This window comes from Marinicella rhabdoformis, from assembly GCF_009671245.1.
GTDB classification, from domain to species: Bacteria; Pseudomonadota; Gammaproteobacteria; order Xanthomonadales; family Marinicellaceae; genus Marinicella; species Marinicella rhabdoformis.
Genome location: NZ_VTFS01000004.1, coordinates 161824 through 182283 on the forward strand (window position 1 = coordinate 161824; position 20460 = coordinate 182283).

Annotated in this window: 18 protein-coding genes; 9 read left to right on the forward strand and 9 right to left on the reverse strand. The window is 42.4% G+C overall.

What is annotated here, in order from left to right; genetic code table 11:
• Positions 1 to 17 precede the first annotated feature (17 nt).
• Positions 18 to 1166, reverse strand: a complete 1149-nt coding sequence (locus FET73_RS11245) for a murein hydrolase activator EnvC family protein (RefSeq protein WP_154224060.1) — start codon at positions 1164 to 1166, stop codon at positions 18 to 20.
• A gap of 131 nt (positions 1167 to 1297) precedes the next feature.
• On the opposite strand from FET73_RS11245, the gene FET73_RS11250 reads away from it, so the two are divergent.
• Genes FET73_RS11250 through FET73_RS11260 form a run of 3 tightly spaced genes read left to right on the forward strand, consistent with a single transcriptional unit; the run spans position 1298 to position 3238 of the window.
• A complete protein-coding gene (locus tag FET73_RS11250) occupies positions 1298 to 1720 on the forward strand; it encodes a rhodanese-like domain-containing protein (protein ID WP_154224061.1) in 423 nt (140 codons plus the stop codon).
• A 46-nt stretch (positions 1721 to 1766) separates the two neighbouring features.
• Positions 1767 to 2252, forward strand: coding sequence for a protein-export chaperone SecB (gene secB / locus FET73_RS11255; protein WP_154224062.1), 486 nt, complete (start codon positions 1767 to 1769; stop codon positions 2250 to 2252).
• Positions 2252 to 3238 carry an NAD(P)H-dependent glycerol-3-phosphate dehydrogenase gene (locus FET73_RS11260; RefSeq protein ID WP_154224063.1) on the forward strand — a complete coding sequence of 329 codons (987 nt, stop codon included), beginning with the start codon at positions 2252 to 2254 and terminating at the stop codon, positions 3236 to 3238. Before secB ends, FET73_RS11260 begins: the two co-directional genes overlap by 1 nt.
• A 102-nt stretch (positions 3239 to 3340) precedes the next feature.
• Here the strand turns inward: FET73_RS11260 and FET73_RS11265 are convergent, their stop codons facing one another.
• From FET73_RS11265 to lysM, 4 genes are all read right to left on the reverse strand, one after another.
• Complete coding sequence (locus FET73_RS11265; RefSeq protein WP_154224064.1) at positions 3341 to 3823, reverse strand: LabA-like NYN domain-containing protein; 483 nt, start codon at positions 3821 to 3823, stop codon at positions 3341 to 3343.
• A complete protein-coding gene (locus FET73_RS11270; RefSeq protein ID WP_154224065.1) occupies positions 3820 to 5496 on the reverse strand; it encodes a DEAD/DEAH box helicase in 1677 nt (558 codons plus the stop codon). The genes FET73_RS11265 and FET73_RS11270 overlap by 4 nt, the downstream gene beginning before the upstream one ends.
• Positions 5497 to 5648: 152 nt before the next feature.
• Positions 5649 to 6542, reverse strand: a complete 894-nt coding sequence (locus tag FET73_RS11275; RefSeq protein ID WP_154224066.1) for an alpha/beta hydrolase family protein — start codon at positions 6540 to 6542, stop codon at positions 5649 to 5651.
• 115 nt (positions 6543 to 6657) lie between these two features.
• Complete coding sequence (gene lysM, locus FET73_RS11280) at positions 6658 to 7167, reverse strand: peptidoglycan-binding protein LysM (protein ID WP_154224067.1); 510 nt, start codon at positions 7165 to 7167, stop codon at positions 6658 to 6660.
• A 149-nt stretch (positions 7168 to 7316) separates the two neighbouring features.
• On the opposite strand from lysM, the gene FET73_RS11285 reads away from it, so the two are divergent.
• On the forward strand, positions 7317 to 9221 hold the full coding sequence (locus FET73_RS11285; RefSeq protein WP_154224068.1) for an MFS transporter: 1905 nt from the start codon (positions 7317 to 7319) through the stop codon (positions 9219 to 9221).
• Here FET73_RS11285 and FET73_RS11290 read toward each other — a convergent pair.
• Positions 9170 to 10384, reverse strand: a complete 1215-nt coding sequence (locus FET73_RS11290) for a trans-sulfuration enzyme family protein (RefSeq protein ID WP_154224069.1) — start codon at positions 10382 to 10384, stop codon at positions 9170 to 9172. The two genes, FET73_RS11285 and FET73_RS11290, sit on opposite strands and share 52 nt — an antisense overlap.
• Before the next feature lie 172 nt (positions 10385 to 10556).
• Between FET73_RS11290 and FET73_RS11295 the strand changes: the two genes are divergently transcribed.
• Genes FET73_RS11295 through FET73_RS11310 form a run of 4 tightly spaced genes read left to right on the forward strand, consistent with a single transcriptional unit; the run spans position 10557 to position 15891 of the window.
• Positions 10557 to 12026 (forward strand): TyrR/PhhR family helix-turn-helix DNA-binding protein, encoded by a 1470-nt coding sequence (locus tag FET73_RS11295; protein ID WP_154224070.1) that lies wholly within the window; start codon positions 10557 to 10559, stop codon positions 12024 to 12026.
• 10 nt (positions 12027 to 12036) lie between these two features.
• The gene (locus tag FET73_RS11300; RefSeq protein WP_154224071.1) at positions 12037 to 13746 is read left to right on the forward strand and encodes a bifunctional sulfate adenylyltransferase/adenylylsulfate kinase; all 1710 of its coding nucleotides are present in this window, start codon (positions 12037 to 12039) and stop codon (positions 13744 to 13746) included.
• Position 13747: 1 nt separating this feature from the next.
• The gene (locus tag FET73_RS11305) at positions 13748 to 14653 is read left to right on the forward strand and encodes a 5'-3' exonuclease (protein ID WP_154224072.1); all 906 of its coding nucleotides are present in this window, start codon (positions 13748 to 13750) and stop codon (positions 14651 to 14653) included.
• On the forward strand, positions 14650 to 15891 hold the full coding sequence (locus FET73_RS11310) for a sigma-54-dependent transcriptional regulator (protein ID WP_154224073.1): 1242 nt from the start codon (positions 14650 to 14652) through the stop codon (positions 15889 to 15891). The genes FET73_RS11305 and FET73_RS11310 overlap by 4 nt, the downstream gene beginning before the upstream one ends.
• Positions 15892 to 16006: 115 nt before the next feature.
• On the opposite strand, the gene FET73_RS11315 is transcribed toward FET73_RS11310, so the two are convergent.
• The 3 genes from FET73_RS11315 to FET73_RS11325 all read right to left on the reverse strand — a co-directional run bounded on the left by FET73_RS11315 (position 16007) and on the right by FET73_RS11325 (position 19216).
• Positions 16007 to 16621: an HNH endonuclease gene (locus FET73_RS11315; RefSeq protein WP_154224074.1), complete on the reverse strand. Its 615-nt coding sequence runs from the start codon at positions 16619 to 16621 to the stop codon at positions 16007 to 16009.
• Positions 16622 to 16724: 103 nt separating this feature from the next.
• Positions 16725 to 18053 (reverse strand): NupC/NupG family nucleoside CNT transporter, encoded by a 1329-nt coding sequence (locus tag FET73_RS11320; protein ID WP_154224075.1) that lies wholly within the window; start codon positions 18051 to 18053, stop codon positions 16725 to 16727.
• Positions 18054 to 18133: 80 nt separating this feature from the next.
• Positions 18134 to 19216, reverse strand: a complete 1083-nt coding sequence (locus tag FET73_RS11325; protein WP_154224076.1) for an FAD:protein FMN transferase — start codon at positions 19214 to 19216, stop codon at positions 18134 to 18136.
• Between the two features lie 24 nt (positions 19217 to 19240).
• Between FET73_RS11325 and FET73_RS11330 the strand changes: the two genes are divergently transcribed.
• Entirely contained in the window at positions 19241 to 20458 is a 1218-nt protein-coding gene (locus FET73_RS11330) for a porin family protein (protein ID WP_154224077.1), read from the forward strand.
• The last annotated feature ends 2 nt before the right edge of the window (positions 20459 to 20460 follow it).

The window sequence follows — 20460 nt, forward strand, 5'->3', positions numbered from 1 at the left end:
TTATGAATGAGCATTCACTACTTAAACCAAGGTATTGGATTTGTAGGGTCTGCTGCTTTTCGAATTTCAAAGTAAACACCACTGGGATTGATATTTCCTGAGTTTCCGACAGTCGCAATGGCATCATCTGGCTGAACCCAATCACCCGGTTCAACCAAGACTGATTCATTGTGGCCATATAAAGTCATGTATTCATCACCATGATCAATCACGATTAACAAGCCATAACCACGCAACCAATCTGCAAACGCCACGCGTCCGTAGGCAGGTGTTTTAACAGTTTGCCCTGCTTCATTTCCTATGACAATACCATCCCAGCGACTGTTTCCAGCTCGTAAGGAACGGTAAGAACGGATCACATTCCCATCCAATGGTCGATTGAGCTTGCCTTTTAACCGTTTGAATGTTGTATTTGACCCCAAATCATCAGGCAAATCAGTCAGTAATTGACTGATTTCAACCAACAACTGATTCAATCGCTTTTCATCTTTCGTCAACCCTTCGCTTTCTGTTTGATATTGCGCAATGGTTTCGCGTAAATTATTCAAAACCAGACGTCGCTGACTTTTTTGTTCCTGCATGTGTTGCTGAGAAGATATCAACGTTTGTTGTTTAACTTTCAATTGTTCCTGTTCTTTACTCAATTGAGATTTGATTACTTGAAGTTGCGAAATCTGAACGGCGATATTTTCAATCAATCGATACAGTTTATCCTGCAGATAATTGAGTTGATGTTGGGTGATTTCGGCTGTTTGGGTGCTGCTCTTTAACAGCAACATTTTCAAGATTCGATCATGGTTGATGTAAATATGTAAACGGAGAAGCTCTGCCATTTGCTCTTTTTGACTGCCGATGCTGTCATTCTTCTTTTTAATTTGAAGACTGAGCGCTTCTATTTGATCTTTAGCATTGGCCACTTGCTGTTTATTTTGATGAATTTCTTTACCCAATTCGTTAATTGCCAAGTCTTGATTTTCAAGCTCTGTTAATAATTTGGCTTCTTTACCTTCAGCTTGATTAAGCTGGTTTTTTAAAGCAGTGAGTTGGTTTTGAATTTCATCCAATCGTTGGTTTAGTTCCGCCTCATTCAAAATTTTTTCGGTTTTCTGCTGTCCCATAACAGGCCAAGCAGCAAAAAAAATCAAAAGCAAAATAATACGGGACATCAGGTCATCAAGAGGCAAAAATTAAGCGCATCCATGTTATCAAAGACTCATAAAGTATAAAAGGCTTGTTTTTACCTTGATTTTTTCTCAGTGTACCTTATATTGTCCCTTTTATTTTTCTCGGTACTTCAATGGCTCAATTGGCAGAATTTATCGGTAACCACATCTTTTTGGTTACATTGTTCTTAGCAGCATTATTTTTATTTTTAATTTCTGCATACAAACAAGCCAGCAATGGCTTACAAACCGTCACAGTTGAACAAATGACTCGATTAGTGAATCAACAAAATGCCAAGTTAATCGATGTCAGGCCAGCAGAAGCTTTCGCTCAAGGTCACATCGTCAATGCCGTAAACATACCTATGGCAGACATTGAAGCCGGAAAAATCAAAACAGATGGACTCAAAAAACGACCTGTGGTTATTTATTGTCAAATGGGTAGGACCTCGTTGAAAGCATGCCAAGCAATGAAAAATGCGGGCATTGAAACAACTTTCAGCTTACAAGGTGGTGTGAATGCATGGCTGAACGATAAAATGCCTTTGAGCAAATGAGCACCAAACAACCACAGAACACATAAATTTTTAATAGGAAAATACAATGACTGAAGAAAACCAAGCCGCAGCGGCAGAAGAAAATAATGGACCAATGATGTCTTTACAAAAATTGTACGTAAAAGATGCTTCTTTTGAAGCACCCAATGCGCCACAAGTTTTCCAAGAGCAAGGCCAACCAGAAATTAACTTGAACATGAACCAAAAAGTGAACAAGTTAAATGATGAAACTTATGAAGTGACTTTAACAGCTACCGTGACTTGTAAAGTTAACGAAAAGACTGCTTATTTAGCAGAAGTGGCACAGGCTGGCATCTTCAACATGAAAAACTTTGATGATCAATCATTGCATCAAACTTTGGGCATCTACTGTCCTAACGTTTTATTCCCATATGTTCGCCAAGAAATCAGCAACAGCGTGGTTGCAGGTGGTTTCCAACCTTTGGTATTACAGCCAGTTAACTTCGAACAAATGTACGCACAGCAAATGCAAAAAGCACAAGCTGAAGCTGCTGGCAGCACCAAACAGTAATGCAGTTTGCGGTTCTGGGTGCGGGCTCTTGGGGCACCGCTTTGGCGATGCAAATGGCACGAAACGGCAACACATTATTGTGGGGCCGTGATGCCGATGCCATTGAACACATGCAAGCATCCAGAACCAATGATCGCTACCTCCCTGGCATACCATTTCCAGATCAATTAACACCAACAAACGATTTAGCCCAAGCCATTGCTGACGCCGATGCTGTGTTGGTGGTTTGCCCTTCTCATGCCTTTCACGACATTTTGAATCAAGTTAAACCCTTGTTGAACAACAAGCCTTTGGCATGGGCAAGTAAGGGATTTGAACCCGGAACAGGTCGCTTCTTACATCAAGTTGCAGAAGAAGTATTGGGTAATGACTACCCTACCGCATTGGTTACCGGCCCTTCATTTGCAAAAGATGTTGCCGCTGGAAAGCCTACATTGGTCGCCGTTGCGTCCAAGCACAAAGATTTCGCCAAACAAGTCAGCAATGCCTTACTCAATGATAACTTCAGAACGTATCTATCAGATGATTTAGTTGGCGCAGAGCTCGGTGGTGCTGTAAAAAATGTTTTGGCATTGGCCACAGGTATTGCAGATGGCATGAATTTGGGAGACAACAGTCGAGCAGCATTGATAACCAGAGGCATGGCAGAAATGATGCGTTTGGGTCAAGCATTAGGCTGTCAGCCAGAAACCTTAATGGGACTGGCAGGTTTAGGCGATTTGGTTTTGACATCTACCGGTGATTTATCTCGTAATCGACGCATGGGACTGGCTTTGGGTCGTGGCCAAAGTATCAACGAAGCGAAAACAGAAATTGGTCAAGTAGTTGAAGGTATAGGGACCACTGATGAAGTGATGCGGTTGGCAAAAAAACATGGAATAGATATGCCCATTACCGAACATGTTTGGAAAGTGGTTCACGATGAAATGACCACCACAGAAGCCCTCTCTTCATTGATGGGCAGAAAACTCAGGTCAGAGTTCTGATACAAGCTTTCAAATACAGCACTTATTCTACACCTTCTGAGGTGTTATAAGTACGCTCCCAAACAACAAACCAAGTATCAAACCTGTAAAAATTAGGCTTATTTACTTAGGACTGATTAACAGCGGCGCGTCAATAGGAATATAAAGGTTGGCACTGTTAATCAAGGCTTGAGCCGTGAGTTTAGGTGCGCCGTAAACGGTGGTTTTTACTTTGTGCTTTACTTTGATATGGTCAAGAAGCATGGCGAAGTCTCCATCACCTGAAAGCAAGATAACTTCATCCAATTGCCCAGCCTGTTCCATGATGTCGATGGTGATGCCTACATCCCAATCGCCTTTGGCACTGCCATCGCTTCTTTGAATAAAGTTTTTTAATTTGACTTCAAAACCTATGTATCGGAGTGCATCTTGGAATTTGATTTGTTGGTCATCGTTGCGCCTTACCGCATAGGCGAAGGCACATTCAATGTGGTGCCTGCCTTTAATTTCTTGCCAAAATTTGCGGTAATTGAAGGGGCGTCCAAAACACTCACGCGTGGTGTAATAAATGTTCTGAACGTCTACGAATATACCGACTTTGTTCATCTGTTGGGCTTACTTTGCGTGCGACCTTGGCCCGCTTTACCCGCTCCACCCTTACTTCCGCCACGCTTATTACTGCCTTGGCCTTTGTATGGGCTGTTTGATGAACGCGGTTTAAAACCAGGTTTTTTACCTTTCGGCTTGGCATTGCGGCCTTCAGATGAACCACCTTCTTTGTTCTTTTGCCAAGGGCCTTTTTTCTTGTCAGCGCTTTTTGTGTTGCCTTGTGCTTGCAGTTCGGCGTGGCTTTTGGCGCGATTTCTACCGCGTTGGCCTTGTTGTGCTTCCTGACTGCGCGCAAATGCCAATTGATTTTCCTCTTCACTGCGCTCTGCCCACTTGGCTTTGACGCTGGCTTTGACGAAATTTTTCGGCTTGGCACGTTTGGCATTTTTGGGTTTGTGCTCTCTGCGTTCCTTGCCACCTTCTGCTTGGCGCTCTGCCCACTTGGCTTTGACACTGGCTTTGACAAAGCCTTTTGGCTTAGGTTTTTTGATGCGTTTTGGCTGTGTTGTTTTAGACGGTACTGGGGAATCAGGTAAGTCATGATCAGGCCAATAATCATCCACCAGTTCACGGTCTAATTTTTTCTTAATCAATTTTTCAATGTCTTTCAATTGTTTGATTTCATCTGCACTGACTAATGATATGGCTTGACCTGTGGAACCTGCACGGCCGGTACGACCAATGCGATGCACATAGTCTTCAGCCACATTCGGCAAGTCGAAGTTAACCACTTGAGGCAATTGATCAATATCGATGCCACGTGCAGCGATGTCTGTGGCCACCAATACTTGAATCTTTTTGTTTTTGAAGCCTGCCAAAGCTTTGGTTCTTGCCGCTTGGCTTTTGTTACCATGAATGGCCGCTGCATTGATTTTGTTCTTTTCTAAAAATGTCGCCAACCTGTTTGAACCGTGCTTGGTACGACAAAAGACCAAAACTTGTTCCCATGCTTTTTCATTGATCAAGTGCTTTAACAATGCAGACTTTCGCTTTTTATCCACAGGATGAATCCAATGTTTAACGCTTGCTGCTGTTGAATTTCGGCTGACGGTTATTTCTACAGGATCGTTTGTTATGGTTTTGGCTAACTGTCTGATTTCAGGTGAAAATGTCGCTGAAAACATCAAGTTCTGACGTTTGTTAGGTAATAATTTTATGATTTTCTTGATGTCATGGATAAAACCCATGTCCAGCATGCGATCGGCTTCGTCTAAAACCAAAACTTCTAAATCATCGAACCGCACCGCTTTTTGACCATATAAATCCAATAAACGACCAGGGGTAGCCACCAAAACATCCACACCACGACGCAGTTTCATCATTTGAGGGTTGATCTTTACTCCACCAAACACCACTGCCGATTTCATGTTTAAGTTACGACCATAAGTGGCTACAGAATCTGCTACCTGTGCAGCCAGCTCTCTTGTCGGAGTCAGCACCAAAGCGCGTGCCCTGTTTGATTGTGCAGGCTGTCCTTCGCTTAACAATTGTAAAATTGGCAAGGTAAAACCTGCTGTTTTTCCTGTACCCGTTTGTGCTGCTGCCATCACATCTTTGCCTGCCAATACAGGTGGAATGGCTTGCTCTTGAACGGGTGAAGGTGTGTCGTAGCCCTGTGCATCAATGGCTTGTAATAAAGGCTTGATTAAGCCCAATTCGGTAAATTTCATGAATCTCTCTTAGAATGTTCGATCAGCAGCTTAATGCAATGCTGAAGTATGTTGTCTTTTGAGTGCAACATTCGAAGAGGAACGCTGCCGGGTTTTAAGGCCGAGGCCAAAACTGGGACGCAAGCTTACCCGATATTGAACCACTTAGCCAATCATTTTGCCTCTGTAATGTCTTGTTCCGTCGATTTTTCTTCAATCAGTAGCTTCAACAGCATGTCAAATGCCTGACTTTTCGGATGAATCCAGTCAAAGTGCCCAGATGATGCCAGCTTTATGGCTACAGCGCCATCCAACTTCGCCTGTGATTCAGGCACGATCACATCGGCCTGACCCTGAAGTAAAACCGTCTGTTGATAGGGTCCATGCACTTTAGGATCTGCGGCTTGATAAGCATCAGGCTTTTCTTCAGCAGTTCCTCCCATAAATTGTGGCCCAGCCGTTTGGCAACTGTTCTGACCAGCGGCATAACTGCTTAAATCGGTGATGGCTGCCAACCCAATGGCTTTAATTATTTCAGGCTGAGTACCTGAGTCATGTTTTTGTTTTGCTAACAAAGCCAAGTGCCCACCTGCTGAATGCCCAACCAAAATCACTTCTTTATGATTAATATGACCAGGCAATTGATTGACAAACTTAATTCCGGCCTGCACATCTTCGAAACTACCAGGCCATCCACCACCTTCATCACCGGTTCTGCGGTATTCCAGTGCCCAAACATCAAACCCTGACTGTGCCAAAGCACTGGCCATGGGTAGAGCGTGATCAACTCCGAAAGCATTCAACCAACAACCACCATGAATCAACACAATCAATGGTTGTTTTTCTTGTGATGAGGGTGCTTGCCACAACAGGCCATATTGCAACGGATCTGAACCGTAACTGATTTTATGACTGGCCTCAACGAAAGGCAGCTTGGTCACCGATGAAAATGACACATTGGGAGGAACAAAGTCATTACCCTCAGCAACTTGTATTTTCGACCCTATCAACAATAAAGCCCACAGCAGCATCCATTTTCTTTTCATCAAATCAAAATGCATGTGCATGATTCATCTCCTCTACTGTCAGTGCCAAAATTAGCACAGAGATTATAGCACGGTGTTTTTTGCACAAAAAAACCACGTGAATTCACACGTGGTTTTAGGCATTTGAATTGCGTAATTATTCAGGAATGCGTAACACTTGTCCTGGATAAATTTTGTCAGGATCTGACAACATGGGCTTGTTGGCTTCAAAAATTTTTGGATATTCCATGGCGTTTCCATAAAATTCTTTGGCAATTTTACCTAAGGTATCACCCGATTTAACTGTATATGTTTTTGATTCCCAAGCAGCTTCACCTGCTTTACCTTCTTCTGCCGCGGCAGCTTCTGCTTCCGCCTTTTCTACTTCAACAACATCAGCTGGTGGTGCACCTAGAATTAAATTGTCTTGTACACCTGAGACACCTGCAATGTTTCCAGCTGTTAAAACGGCCTTTTCTTTTTGCTCTTGATTCGGCACATAACCAGACAAAGTGACTTTACCCATAGAAAAATTGGTTTTAAGGTGAGTGATATCCACGCCGCTGTTTTCTATGTGTTTAATGACTGGCATGGTGATTTCTGGCTCTTTTTCATCGTCACTGAAAATCTTTGAACCTGCATCGGCAATAAAATCGAAAAATCCCATATTTATTCCTCTTTATAAATGTACAAATAGCATAGCAATTCATTTTTAAGTGGTCAAATGCTGTGCGCTTGAATTGACAAAATATCACATTGGCAGATGACATCCCTCAATGATACACTGTAATTGTTTTATGCTTTATGATTTGATTCATGTCTAAACAATTTGCCTTACTAAAAGAGCGTCGTTTCTTTCCTTTCTTTTTAACCCAATTCTTGGGTGCATTCAACGACAATGTATTTAAAAACGCCTTGGTAATTATGATTGCCTTTAAGGTGGCAGAACAGCAAGTTGACGGCTTAACCAACTTGGCTTTTGGCCTGTTTATTTTACCCTTCTTTTTGTTTTCCGCTTTCGCTGGACAAGTGGCGGATAAATACGAGAAATCAGCCCTTATTCAACGCGTAAAAATGTTTGAAATTATGGTGATGTTGACCGCTTGTGCCGGCTTTTATTTTCAAAGTGTGGGTTTGTTGATATTTGTCTTGTTTTTGATGGGTTCACAGTCCTCCCTATTTGGTCCCGTTAAATATGGTTATTTGCCTGAAAAGTTATCCACAGACGAACTGATCGGAGGCAATGCCATGGTTGAAGCAAGCACATTCATATCCATCCTTTTGGGCACCATATTGGGTGGTATTTTGATTGCTAAAGCCACAACCATTCCAATTTCTTTTGCTGTGGTTCTCTTTGCCGTATTGGGCTTTATTGCTTCTAAACAAATTCCCAACACGCCACCTGCTGATGACAAAATCCAATTAGATTGGAACATCTTGCGTGCCACTAAAAATAATTTAAAATTTTTACCTGGCAACCGGGTGGTGTTTTTATCCATACTGGGCATTTCTTGGTTTTGGTTCTTCGGCTCAGTATTTTTGGCACAAATGCCAAACTACACGCGCACTGTTTTGAATGGAAACGAGCATGTTGTAACGGTGCTATTAACCATGTTTTCGATTGGCATCGGTGCCGGCTCACTTTTATGCGAGAAATTATCAGGCCGCCGGGTAGAAATCGGCTTGGTACCAGTAGGCGCTATAGGTCTTGCTTGGTTTTCATTGGATTTATATTGGGCCAGCATGGTTTGGGTAGACCAGGGCAATTTAAATTTTGAATCATTTTTGTCTGCACAAGGTGCCTGGCGCGTGTGCCTGGACTTGATGTTAATTGGCGTTTTTGGAGGCCTATATATTGTCCCTTTGTATGCATTAATCCAGGAAAGGAGTGACAAAGGCTGTGTGTCTCGTGTCATTGCTGGAAATAACATCATCAATGCCCTGTTTATGGTGGTAGCGGCTTTACTCGGCATTGTGGTCCTCGTTGTTTTTGAGATGAGCATCCCACAACTGTTTTTGATCACCACCCTATTACATGTCATAGTTTGTCTCTATATTTTCACTGTAGTGCCTGAGTTTTTGATGCGTTTGGTTGCTTGGTTCCTAGTCAGTATGGTTTATCGGGTTAAAACAACAGGATTGGATAACATACCCACTGACGGTCCAGTAGTTTTGGTGTGCAATCACGTGACATTTGTTGATCCCATGATTTTGGGTGGCCGCATCAGGCGACCTGTCAGATTTGTGATGTACTATAAAATATTCCAACATGGACTGATGAAACCACTTTTTAAAGCAGCAAAAACCATCCCCATAGCCAGCCCCAAGGAAAGCGTAGAAATAATGGAAAATGCTTTTGCCAGTGTTAAGACAGCCCTAGAAAACAATGATGTTGTAGGTATTTTCCCAGAAGGTGCATTAACCAAAGATGGGCACATGGCACCATTCAAAAAAGGCATTGAACGCATCATCACTGAAACACCTGTAACAGTGGTGCCAATGGCACTTAATAATTTATGGGGTAGTTATTTTTCTCGGTATGACAAAAAAATCATTCATCGCAGACCCAGAAAGCTGTGGGCCAAAGTGGAATTGATTGTAGGCCAACCCATTCCACCAGAGGAAGTCACTGCCGAACGTTTGTTTGAAGCCGTCACAGAGTTAAAGACTCAAGCAGATATTGCCAATCCATTGGCACCGAAAACAGACTCAAATGCTTGATTCAAATCATTGATAATGTCCTCAACATGCTCCAAACCCACCGACAGCCTGATTAAATTCGGGCTGATTAAATGCTCAAGTAGCTCCTCTTCCGTATAAGTGGAGTGTGTCATAGATGCAGGATGTTGTATCAAAGTTTCTGCATCACCCAAACTGACAGCGCATAAAACCAATTTCAGCGCATTTACAAATTGAGCAGACTGTTCTCGCGTCGCATTCAACTCAAATGCAATCATGCCCCCAGGCCGGCTCATCTGTTTTTTAGCCAATGCCCTTTGAGCAAATTGAGGCAAGCCAGGATAAAAAGTGGTTTTGACATGTGGTGATTGATCAAGGAATTCAGCCACAACCTGTGCGTTTTCACAATGCCGGTCCAAACGGACATGCAAGGTTTTTAAACCACGCAATAACAATGAAACATCAAAACCAGAAATCACCGCGCCAGTCATGTCCTTTAATCCAAAATACCTGATGTGATCAATGTCATCTTGTTTACCTAAAACAAATCCAGCAATCAAATCGCCATGACCACCCAGGTACTTGGTGGCTGAATGTACTACCAAGTCGGCACCCCATGTGATTGGTTGTTGCAAATAAGGTGTACAATAGGTGTTATCAATCATCAGTCTGGCTTGGTGCTTATGACACAAATCGGCCAGCGCCTGAATGTCAATCAGTCGCATATTGGGGTTACTTGGTGTTTCAGCATACACCAAAGCTGTTTTTTCATTGATGTGCTTGGCCAGTAAGTTTTTGTCGGTTAAATTCAAATAAGTCACCTTGATACCCATTGGCTTCAAGCCATGCTCAAAAAAACTGAATGTACATCCATACAAACTTAAGTCAGCTATCAATTCATCACCAGGCTTCACAAAAGACCAAATCGTTGATGTGATGGCTCCCATGCCTGATGCCGTCGCCAAACAAGCTTCCGCAAGCTCTAAAGATGCCATCCTTTTTTCAAGAAGCTGCTGTGAAGGAGACCCCAGTCTGGCATAAATGAAGCGGTCATTTTCTCCCTCAAAGGCGGCGCCTCCCTGCTCTACATTTTCAAAAGCATAAGTGGAACTGATGTGAATAGGCGGTGTTAATGCCCCGTGATTTTCAAGCGGTTGATAGGCTTGATGTATGGCCCTGGTGGCAAAGTGTTTTAAATCCGACATAAGCTTATGGTTTTTTTGTATTTGAAAGTTTGTTTTTTACTTGTATATTTTAGGTTGAGTTGCTGTAACGACAAAGCTACAATACGTAAATTTATCATTACACAGCATTTATGAAATTCTGTATGTAATTGATAAACAACACTTTAATGAATGTAACGAATAGTTTACGAAAATGAAATTAGCAGTAACTACAGAAAATAAACTGGGAATCACGGACGACGTGCTGTCAATACTCAGAGAAAAGCAAGCCGATTTAATTAAGTTAGAGGTTGGTGATGGAAAAATGTTTTTACAGACTCAAGACTTAGACAAATCCACTCAAGGTATGATTGCCAGCTTATTGATGAAAATTCCGGGTGTTAAGTGGGTCAATCAAATAGATGTGTTGCCTATGGTTGAACAGCAAAACATGTTAGATTCACTTTTAGAATCTATCCCCGATCCTGTCATGGGTATCAACACAAAAGGTCAGATTGCCTATGCCAACAAACAAGCTAAAAAAATCTTTAAATCAGAATCAGAAAACAACAAAATGCCCAGCAAAATGAAAAGTATTTTTTGTTGTGAAGATTGGCAAGAGAAAATCAATGCTGCAGGTTCTTCTCATTTACCAGTCACCATTAACACGATTGCTGGAAAAATGCTGCTAGATGTTCAGGCAACCAAAAGTAAAACCGGTCAAATGACAGGTGCCATGCTGCACTTTCGCAACCAAGAAAAAGTCATGACCAGCGGTATGGTAATGCAAGGTGAAGAAATTGAAGGCTTGGATGCATTGGTGTATCAATCTCAAGTCTTCGAGCAGTTGTTACAACGGGCAAAATCGGTTGCCTCAGTTGAAGCACCCCTGTGCCTGATTGGAGAGGCGGGTACTGGAAAGACTTTACTGGCCCACGCCTGTCACAAACTCAGTGACAGAAAAAACAACTTGTTTACCACTGTCGATTGCCAGGCAGTCAAAGCAGAAGAGCTTGAGCAAATGCTTTTTGGCACCAAGCACAAACTGGGCATATTAGAGCTCAATGAAACCGGCACGATTTACTTTTCACACTTAGAGTATATGTCGCTACACGTACAACACAAGCTGTTTAAATTAATTAACAGGGTAGAAAAGCAAAAAGCCAGAATCATCACTTCATCTGCCAAGCGCCTCCATCAATATGGCACACAAATGGACAGTGGATTGGTATCAACATTGGACATATTGCGCTTGGATGTGCCTGCTTTGCGCGACAGAAAAGAAGACATTGAACCGCTGACTATTAAATTTGTTTCTGAATTTTCAGAACAAACCGGCAAACAAGTTAGCCTTTCATTGGATGCCATCAGCCGCATGAAACGCCATTATTGGCCAGGTAATGTCAGCCAACTGAGAAACAGCATCTACAAGGCCGTTATGGTCGCCAAAGATGGCGTCATCAAAGCAACCGATCTAGACTTGGAAGCTGGTGTTAATATCGAAGCAGAACTTGAAGGCCTCACTTTACCTGAAGCCGTCAATGAATTTGAAAAACATTTCCTACAACACTGGTATCAGAAATACCCATCAAGTCGTAAGTTAGCGGCTCAACTGGGCGTCTCTCATACCACCATTGCACAAAAAATTAACAAATACAAACTCAACAATACTGTTGAACAATAAAGAGAAAATTATGAGTACAACAACTGCCCATGGTGGCGAATTAATTAACTTAATCCCAGATGCTGCAACCAAAGCAGAAAGACAAGCTTTGGCTAATTCCTTACCTGAGTGGAGTTTAACACCACGCCAAATATGCGACTTAGAACTGATTTTAAATGGTGGCTTTTCACCCTTAACAGGCTTTATGACTGAAGCAGATTATGATTCAGTTTTAAAAGACATGAGGCTTGCCAATGGTTTGTTGTGGTCTATGCCAATCACCCTAGATGTTGATGAAGCCACAGCTACCAAAGCCAAAGAGGTTGGTCAATTGACGCTGAGGGATCAAGAAGGCGTTGTGCTTGCCATTTTGAATGTTTCTGATGTTTGGCAGCCTAACAAGGCAGCAGAAGCCGAAGCGGTTTTTGGCAAAAACGATAAGAAACACCCTGCCGTGAACTATTTAATGAACCATGCCGGTGACTATTATTTAGGCGGAGAATTATTGGGTTTGCAATTGCCTACGCATTATGACTATCAGCAACACAGACACAGCCCCGCAGAAGTGCGCGCGCAATTTAAAAAAACAGGCTGGAGTAAAGTGGTTGCTTTTCAAACACGCAACCCGATGCACCGAGCCCACCAAGAAATCGCATTTCGTGCAGCACAAAAAGTAGAAGCCAACTTGTTGATACACCCTGTGGTCGGTATGACCAAGCCTGGTGATATTGACCATTTCACGCGCGTTCGCTGCTATGAAAAATTGATGGAACGCTTCCCTGAACGCACCACCGCATTGTCATTATTGCCTTTAGCGATGCGCATGGGCGGCCCTCGTGAAGCCCTATGGCACGCCATTATCCGTAAAAACTATGGCTGCACACACATTATCATTGGACGCGATCATGCTGGCCCCGGTGACGACTCTGATGGCAATCCATTCTATGACCCATACGGTGCTCAACATTTATTAGAAAAGCACCAAGAAGAGCTAGGTATCGAAATGGTTGAGTTTGAAATGATGGTGTTTTCTCAGGACAAAGCACAATACATTGCCTTGTCAGAAAAACAAGAAGACGAAAATATTTTAAACATTTCAGGCACAGAATTACGCCGCCGTTTACAACAAGGACTGGATATTCCTGAATGGTTTTCATATCCAGAAGTTGTGGCTGAATTGCGAAAGAGCTATCCACCACGTAACAAACAAGGATTCACTGTATTTTTCACAGGTCTTTCGGGCTCAGGTAAATCCACCATTGCCAACGCTTTGTTGGTTAAGTTGATGGAAATGATCAATCGTCCTGTGACCCTTTTAGATGGTGATGTGGTTCGTAAACACTTGTCCAGTGAACTGGGGTTTTCAAAAGAACACAGAAACATCAATGTGCTTCGCATAGGCTATGTTGCTTCTGAAATCACTAAAAACGGTGGCGTGGCGATTTGTGCACCTATTGCACCCTATGAACAAACACGCGATGAAGTTCGTGAAATGATTGAGCCCTTAGGCGGCTTCTTGGAAATCCATGTTTCAACGCCATTAGAAGAATGTGAAAAACGAGACCGCAAAGGCCTTTATGATTTGGCCAGAAAAGGCGTAATCAAGGAATTTACAGGCATCAGTGACCCCTATGAAGCACCCAAAACACCAGAACTGGATATTAACACATTGAACTTTAAACCCGATGAAGCCACTCAGCAAATCGTTTTGAAATTAGAAGCCATGGGTTTAATCGCTTAATATGACAGCCATCAGACAAGACAAACCGGCAACGGCATTTTTGATTGATGCCAGCATATTTGTTTTTCGAAGTTATTATTCGATGTCTGATGAGTTTACTGATGTCAATGGACAATCGGTCAATGCCGTTTATGGTTTTGGCCGATTTTTGGCCCGGTTTTTAGCACAAACTCAGGCCCGACATATCGCTTGTGCATTTGACGAGTCTTTGACTACATCTTTTCGCAATGAGATATACCCACCCTATAAAGCCAATAGGGAGCCGGCGCCCGATGATTTAAAGCGTCAGTTCAAAGATTGTAAGCAATTGGCCAAAAACTTGGGCATCGCCACTTTTGGAGATGACCATTATGAAGCGGATGATTTGATTGGGACTTTACATGCTCGCCACTCAAACAAAGGCCTGAATGTTTGTGTTGTCAGTGCTGATAAAGATTTGGCTCAATTGGTCAGACCCACAGACTGGTGGTGGGATTATGGAAAAAGTAAGCCGCTCGGTTTTCGTGCCCTTACCGATAAATTTGGTGTTAGACCCGATCAAATTGTTGACTATTTGGCCTTAGCTGGCGATTCAGTTGACAACATCCCTGGGGTCAAAGGTGTTGGCCCAAAAACGGCAGCACATTTACTTCAACACTTTGGTGACTTAGACAGTATCATCGCTCGTCATCAAGAAATTGCCTATTTGAGCTTCAGGGGCGCCAAGTCATGTGCCTTAAAAATCAAACAACAAATTGATCAAGCCAGGTTATCAAAACAATTGACACAAATTGTCCTTGATGCCCCCATGCCGAATGATGATATAATAAAAAAACAAGGCAATGAACAGGCATTGATGGCATTTTTCAATCAGATGAATTTTGGACCCTTGATGCGAAGACAATTAACTGAAGCAGCCAAGCTATGACACAAGAACAAAAGCGCATCCTGATTGTTGATGACGAACCAGACATTCTACAATTACTTGAAATCTCATTGAGCCGCATGGGCCTGTCTGTTCACAAAGCAGAAAGTGTGGGTTCAGCTAAATACCTTTTAGAAAAAACGACTTTCCACCTGTGTTTGTCAGATTTTAAATTGCCAGATGGCACGGGTATTGAGTTGGTTGAATACATAGCAGAAAAGTACCCGGCCACTCCAGTTGCTGTCATCACTGCTTTTGGCACCATCAACCACGCCGTAGAAGCGCTAAAAAAAGGGGCATTTGATTTCATTACCAAACCCATCAGTCTTGATACTTTGAGACAACTGGTCATCAATGGATTAAAACAAACTGATGCCCAAAATGCAGAACAATCATTTAAGCCTCAATTATTCAGCTCTAAAACAAACTATTTCCAAGAAATAAACCGTAATATCAGCGCCTTTGCCAATACACAAGCGCCTGTTTTGATTTATGGTGAGGCCGGTACTTGGAAAGAAAAAATTGCTTCTTTAATCCATGCCAATAGTAAATTAAGAGAAGCGGCATTCAAAGTCATTGATTGCAGTGATGAAAACGCTGAATTGGTATTAGCAGAAGCTGGCACCACTTATTTTAAAAACATAGAGCACCTGCACAATGGTCGTCAATCATCATTGGTTGAAAATATTAAGCTCAAGAATGACAATCAACGCATCATTGCTGGTACTTGTTGGAGTGAAGAAGAGTTTAAAAACTCTCAAGCCATCAAAAAATCCATGATACGCCACTTAACCGTGGGAGAAATCACAACCAAACCATTGTTGAGAAGGAAAAACGACCTGCTGGAGTTAAGCAAAGAAGTCCTCGATCAATTGGCACAAGCGTGGAACAAACTGCCATGCAAAATTCATCCAGCTGCCATGGCTAAATTAAAGCAATATGACTTCCCAGGAAACATCAAAGAGCTGGATCACATTTTGTCTAAAGCGGCTGTCAATTGCCAAAACCAATTGATTCGTGAAGAGGACATAGACCTGTCTGGAACTGGATATAAACCGAGCATTACTAAGGAACATAACCTAGATCAGTACATTGAAGAAATAGAAGTTCGTGAAATCACCAATGCATTGGCAAAAACCAAAAACAACAAAACAAAAGCCGCAGAACTCTTAGGCATCAGCTTTCGCGCCTTGCGTTATAAAATCAAAAAATTAGAAATAGATAAATCTGAAGAAGACTGATTGATTGGCTTTGAGCTATCAGTAAGTAAGCGCACAGTAAAAAGTACAAAGGAAATAAAGCCAAGACACCATTGAATGGTGTAAAAAAGATGCTAGATGGAAGGTTAAATTTTAACTAATCCATAAATCGATTCCTGAAAGGTGATTGACGCGGAAAATGATTCATCAAAAAATGCATCTGATCTGCAATGATGTGCTTGCCTTGAAGGTAAATATATTCTGCATAATTTGGGGCGAAAGGAATCGCCAATAATTTCATGTTGGCTTGCAAAGGCGTTCTGTCTGCTTTGTGGTTGTTACACCGTTTACAAGAAGTAACCACATTTTCCCAAACATCTTTTCCGCCTTGTGAAACAGGCGTCACATGGTCACGCGAAAGCTGCTTGTATTGATGGACTTGGCCACAATACAAACACAGGTTCTGATCACGCTTAAACAAGGTTGGGTTGTTTAAAGGTGGAACATAGCCTTGAAGTTTCTTGTGAAAGTGGTGGTTTTTCCCTTTGGTGCCAATAATGGCAGGGATGTCTAAAATGCTTTGCTTGCCTGATAAGGCATTGATTCCGCCGTGAAGTCGTGTGAGTGTGGTGCCAAATGCGTATTGCACCATGTCTAAAGATATGAGCTTGGCGACTTGCTCTTGATTCAGCCACTCAAGTGGCATGCCCGTAGCATCAGTTCTGAGGGTTTGATGCGCACCCTGGTTTTTGCTAAAGATTGTTTTCTCCATAGGTGGTTTATATAATTAGAAACCACCTTTGGATGAATTGCAAGTTATTGCCACAAAATTCACACACTTGTCATTTTGCATGACTTAATAACTTCAATGAACATCAACCAACTAACATGCCTGCCATGGTGGCTGAAAACAAAGATGCCAAAGTACCACCAATCAAAGCCTTCATTCCAAATTTTGACAACACTTTTCTTTGACCGGGTGCCAATGAACCAATACCACCCACTTGAATACCAATAGAAGCAAAATTAGCAAAGCCACACAGCATATAAGTGGCCATCAAAATAGACTTCTCATAAGTCAAGTGAACAGCAGCGGCCGCATCTTTCATGCCCGCTAAATTTTCATAACCAACAAATTCAGAGGCTATGATTTTTACACCCAATAATTGACCTAATAGGGTGATGTCCTCTGTCGCCACACCAATCAACCACATCAATGGTGCAAACAAATAACCCAACAAAAACTCCAATGACAAAGCTTGATAAGCCGTATTGTTAGCAATCCATTGATTAATTGACAATAAATCTCCAACTGCTGAAAGGCCAAAGTTCATCATCGCTAAAAATGCAAAAAACACCAATAGCATGGCACCCACATTCATCGCCAACTTCAGACCTTCAGTGGTACCATTGGCCAATGCATCTAAGAAATTCGACCCCACTTCTTCATGAGAGATTTCGACATTAGAATTGATTTCTTCAGTCTGTGGGTACAACATTTTCGCCACCACAATGGCACCAGGAGCAGCCATCACAGATGCGGCCAATAAATGCTTGGCGTAAAACAATTGTAGCGCTTTATCTTCACCACCAAGAAAGCCAACATAGGCAGCTAAAACGCCACCTGCGACTGTTGCCATACCACCAATCATGACCAAAAGAATTTCTGACTTGTTCATTTTCTCAAGGTATTTTTTGATCATCAATGGCGCTTCTGTTTGGCCCAAAAAGATGTTGCCTGCAACTGACAAACTTTCAGCACCTGAGATTTTCAATGCTTTGGTTAATAACCACGCCAATCCTTTAACGATTTTCTGAATGATGCCCATATAGAATAGCACCGAGGTCAAAGCCGAGAAGAAAATAATGGTCGGCAAGATCATCACGGCAAAGTTAATCAATGGTGATTCAATTTCCCCGCTTCCAAATGATCGGAATAAAAAGTTTGTACCTTCTTTGGTGAAATCCATGATATGAATAAAAAATGCGCCCACAGCTTTAAAAATAGATTCAACAAATGGCACATATAATACGCCAATGGCCAAAACCACTTGGATGGATAAACCCACACCAACCACTTTCCAATTGATGTCTTTTCGGTTGCTACTGAATGCGTAGGCCAATGCCAACAATGTCAGCATGCCGATGCCGCCACGTAACAACGATTCCAATGAAAAACCCGCTGATGGGATGATTTCTGTCATGGTTTGCTCCTTAATATGGACACTTTTAATCCCCAGAGTGAGTGACACGGTGTTCTGGGGCTGTCAAAATAACCGACAGATTATAAACCACCTGTCAAGGGTTTTGGGGTTTCACATGTGATACGTCTATCTGACAGGCGTACCCGCATCGCCTGAGTTGCAAAACACCGATTATCTGCATCAACCACCAAAGCCTCTGCAATCCCCATTTGCTCCGCCACCAGATGCCATTTTTTTCCCGCCACAACCAAGGCTGTGGCTGCTGCATCTGCCAACATGCCATCTTTTGCAATCACGGTTGCAGAAACAATTTCTGAAACGGGATAATAAGTCAGAGGGTCAATGATGTGGGCATAACGCTTACCGTCGAATGCCTTATAGCGCTGATAATTTCCAGAGGTAAAAATGGCCTCATTTTCGTTCACTTTAATCAGGGCAAGTGGCTGCCAATTTTTTGGAGACTGAATCGCAATGGTCCAAGGGGTTTCACCTTTTTGACCCAATGCTCGTAAGTCACCACCAGCATTGATGATGGCGTGCTGTATGCCGTGTTGTTGCAATATTTCAACAGCCACATCAACTGCGTATCCTTTTGCAATGCCACCCAAATCAAACCAAACATTGGGATTTCCACTAGATATTTCATTGTCGCTCCAATGAATGTCACTGACTTGTGGTGCAGACTCAAGTAAAGAATTTATCGACTCAAGAGTAGGTGGCGGTGTTGTGATTGGGTACTCATCATTGTGAAATCCCCACAAATTTATCACCGCTCCCATCAAAGGATTAAAATGGCCTTGTGACAATTGACTGAATTTGAGGCTACTTTTAAGTACTTTAGATTCTTCTACAGTCAATTTAACTGCCTGTCCACCTTGCAATTGTTTATTAATGGACTGTAGGCGCCCAGGTTTCCAAGCATGCCACTGTGTGTGCATTTCGTTGAACCGTTCACTGATGACCGACACAGCTTCAGAGGCCCGCGCCTCATCATCTGACCATATCACCACATCTATCACCGTTCCAAAAACGAACAGTTGCCGCTTATTGGTCAAGTCATCCTGTGGCTGACATGCTGCCAGCATGATAAATATCAAAATAATTGCTGCTTTTTTTGTAATCGTGTTGATAATCGTTCTCAATAGCATTAGAATTCGCGCCATCTTAACCAATTTAACGATAATCTAATGAAAAAAATCAGTATTTTAGCATTAACCATGTGTTCAGCGATGGCTTCAGCCGCTGAGAAAACACCCAGTATGGAAGACATGTGGAAAATCATACAAGAACAACAAAAAACCATCGAAGCATTACAAAACAAATTAAATGTTCAAGAAACAGAGATTGCTGATACCACCAAGAAAGTTCAAGCCCAAGTGGTTGCACAAGAAGAAGCTTTGGCTGTCGTATCTGACGCCATAGAAGACACTGTGGCAGTAGAATCAAAAACCAAAATTGGTGGTTACGGCGAGCTACATTACAACAACTTAGACTCGGGTGAAGACATCGACTTTCACCGTTTTGTGATGTTTTTTGGTCATGATTTCAATGAAAAAACACGCTTCTTTTCTGAATTTGAGTTAGAGCATGCATTGGCAGGCGATGGCAAACCAGGTGAAGTAGAATTAGAGCAGGCTTACATTGAGCACATGTTCAACGACACAACCAAAGCCACATTTGGTGTCAGCTTGGTGCCGGTTGGTATTTTGAACGAGACCCATGAACCCAATACCTTTTATGGTGTAGAGCGAAATGCCGTTGAAAAGAACATCATTCCATCTACATGGTGGGAAGCCGGTGTTGGCATGAACAAACAAGTGAATGACAAACTGGGCTTTGATTTGTTTTTATCAAGTGGATTGAACACGCCTGTTGATGGCAGTAAAGCGTTCATTATACGAAGCGGCCGTCAGAAAGTGGCGGAAGCAAAAGCATCAGATTTGGCTTATACCGCTCGTGTGCGATTTAACCCGTTCAAAGGTTTACAATTGGCAGCCACTTACCAGCACCAAACAGATTTAACCCAAGGCGCTATGGACGTAGCGGCTGATTTGTTTGAAGCCAATTTACAATACAACATCGGTGGTTTTGGTTTGCGCGCTTTGTATGCTGAGTGGAACCTAGATGACAATGTGGCCGCAGTCAATGCAGCTCGTGAAGAACAATCTGGTTTTTATATAGAGCCTTCTTACCGTTTTGGTAACAGTGATCAGTTTGGTGTATTTGCCCGTTATTCGGTTTACAATAACAACGCCGCTGATGCCAGCAGCAAAGACAAAAAACAAACAGACATCGGTATGAACTTTTGGCTAACTCCACAAACCGTATTTAAAATTGATTACCAAGATCAAAAAGACGGCGCTTCAAACGATGGATTTAATTTAGGTGTAGGATACTCGTTCTGATA

What these genes read in the sequence shown, in the direction of transcription:
- FET73_RS11245 (WP_154224060.1), bottom strand. Translation starts at nt 1,166, where the DNA reads ATGTCCCGTATTATTTTGCTTTTGATTTTTTTTGCTGCTTGGCCTGTT.
- FET73_RS11250 (WP_154224061.1), top strand. Translation starts at nt 1,298, where the DNA reads ATGGCTCAATTGGCAGAATTTATCGGTAACCACATCTTTTTGGTTACA.
- secB (WP_154224062.1), top strand. Translation starts at nt 1,767, where the DNA reads ATGACTGAAGAAAACCAAGCCGCAGCGGCAGAAGAAAATAATGGACCA.
- FET73_RS11260 (WP_154224063.1), top strand. Translation starts at nt 2,252, where the DNA reads ATGCAGTTTGCGGTTCTGGGTGCGGGCTCTTGGGGCACCGCTTTGGCG.
- FET73_RS11265 (WP_154224064.1), bottom strand. Translation starts at nt 3,823, where the DNA reads ATGAACAAAGTCGGTATATTCGTAGACGTTCAGAACATTTATTACACC.
- FET73_RS11270 (WP_154224065.1), bottom strand. Translation starts at nt 5,496, where the DNA reads ATGAAATTTACCGAATTGGGCTTAATCAAGCCTTTATTACAAGCCATT.
- FET73_RS11275 (WP_154224066.1), bottom strand. Translation starts at nt 6,542, where the DNA reads ATGCACATGCATTTTGATTTGATGAAAAGAAAATGGATGCTGCTGTGG.
- lysM (WP_154224067.1), bottom strand. Translation starts at nt 7,167, where the DNA reads ATGGGATTTTTCGATTTTATTGCCGATGCAGGTTCAAAGATTTTCAGT.
- FET73_RS11285 (WP_154224068.1), top strand. Translation starts at nt 7,317, where the DNA reads ATGTCTAAACAATTTGCCTTACTAAAAGAGCGTCGTTTCTTTCCTTTC.
- FET73_RS11290 (WP_154224069.1), bottom strand. Translation starts at nt 10,384, where the DNA reads ATGTCGGATTTAAAACACTTTGCCACCAGGGCCATACATCAAGCCTAT.
- FET73_RS11295 (WP_154224070.1), top strand. Translation starts at nt 10,557, where the DNA reads ATGAAATTAGCAGTAACTACAGAAAATAAACTGGGAATCACGGACGAC.
- FET73_RS11300 (WP_154224071.1), top strand. Translation starts at nt 12,037, where the DNA reads ATGAGTACAACAACTGCCCATGGTGGCGAATTAATTAACTTAATCCCA.
- FET73_RS11305 (WP_154224072.1), top strand. Translation starts at nt 13,748, where the DNA reads ATGACAGCCATCAGACAAGACAAACCGGCAACGGCATTTTTGATTGAT.
- FET73_RS11310 (WP_154224073.1), top strand. Translation starts at nt 14,650, where the DNA reads ATGACACAAGAACAAAAGCGCATCCTGATTGTTGATGACGAACCAGAC.
- FET73_RS11315 (WP_154224074.1), bottom strand. Translation starts at nt 16,621, where the DNA reads ATGGAGAAAACAATCTTTAGCAAAAACCAGGGTGCGCATCAAACCCTC.
- FET73_RS11320 (WP_154224075.1), bottom strand. Translation starts at nt 18,053, where the DNA reads ATGACAGAAATCATCCCATCAGCGGGTTTTTCATTGGAATCGTTGTTA.
- FET73_RS11325 (WP_154224076.1), bottom strand. Translation starts at nt 19,216, where the DNA reads ATGGCGCGAATTCTAATGCTATTGAGAACGATTATCAACACGATTACA.
- FET73_RS11330 (WP_154224077.1), top strand. Translation starts at nt 19,241, where the DNA reads ATGAAAAAAATCAGTATTTTAGCATTAACCATGTGTTCAGCGATGGCT.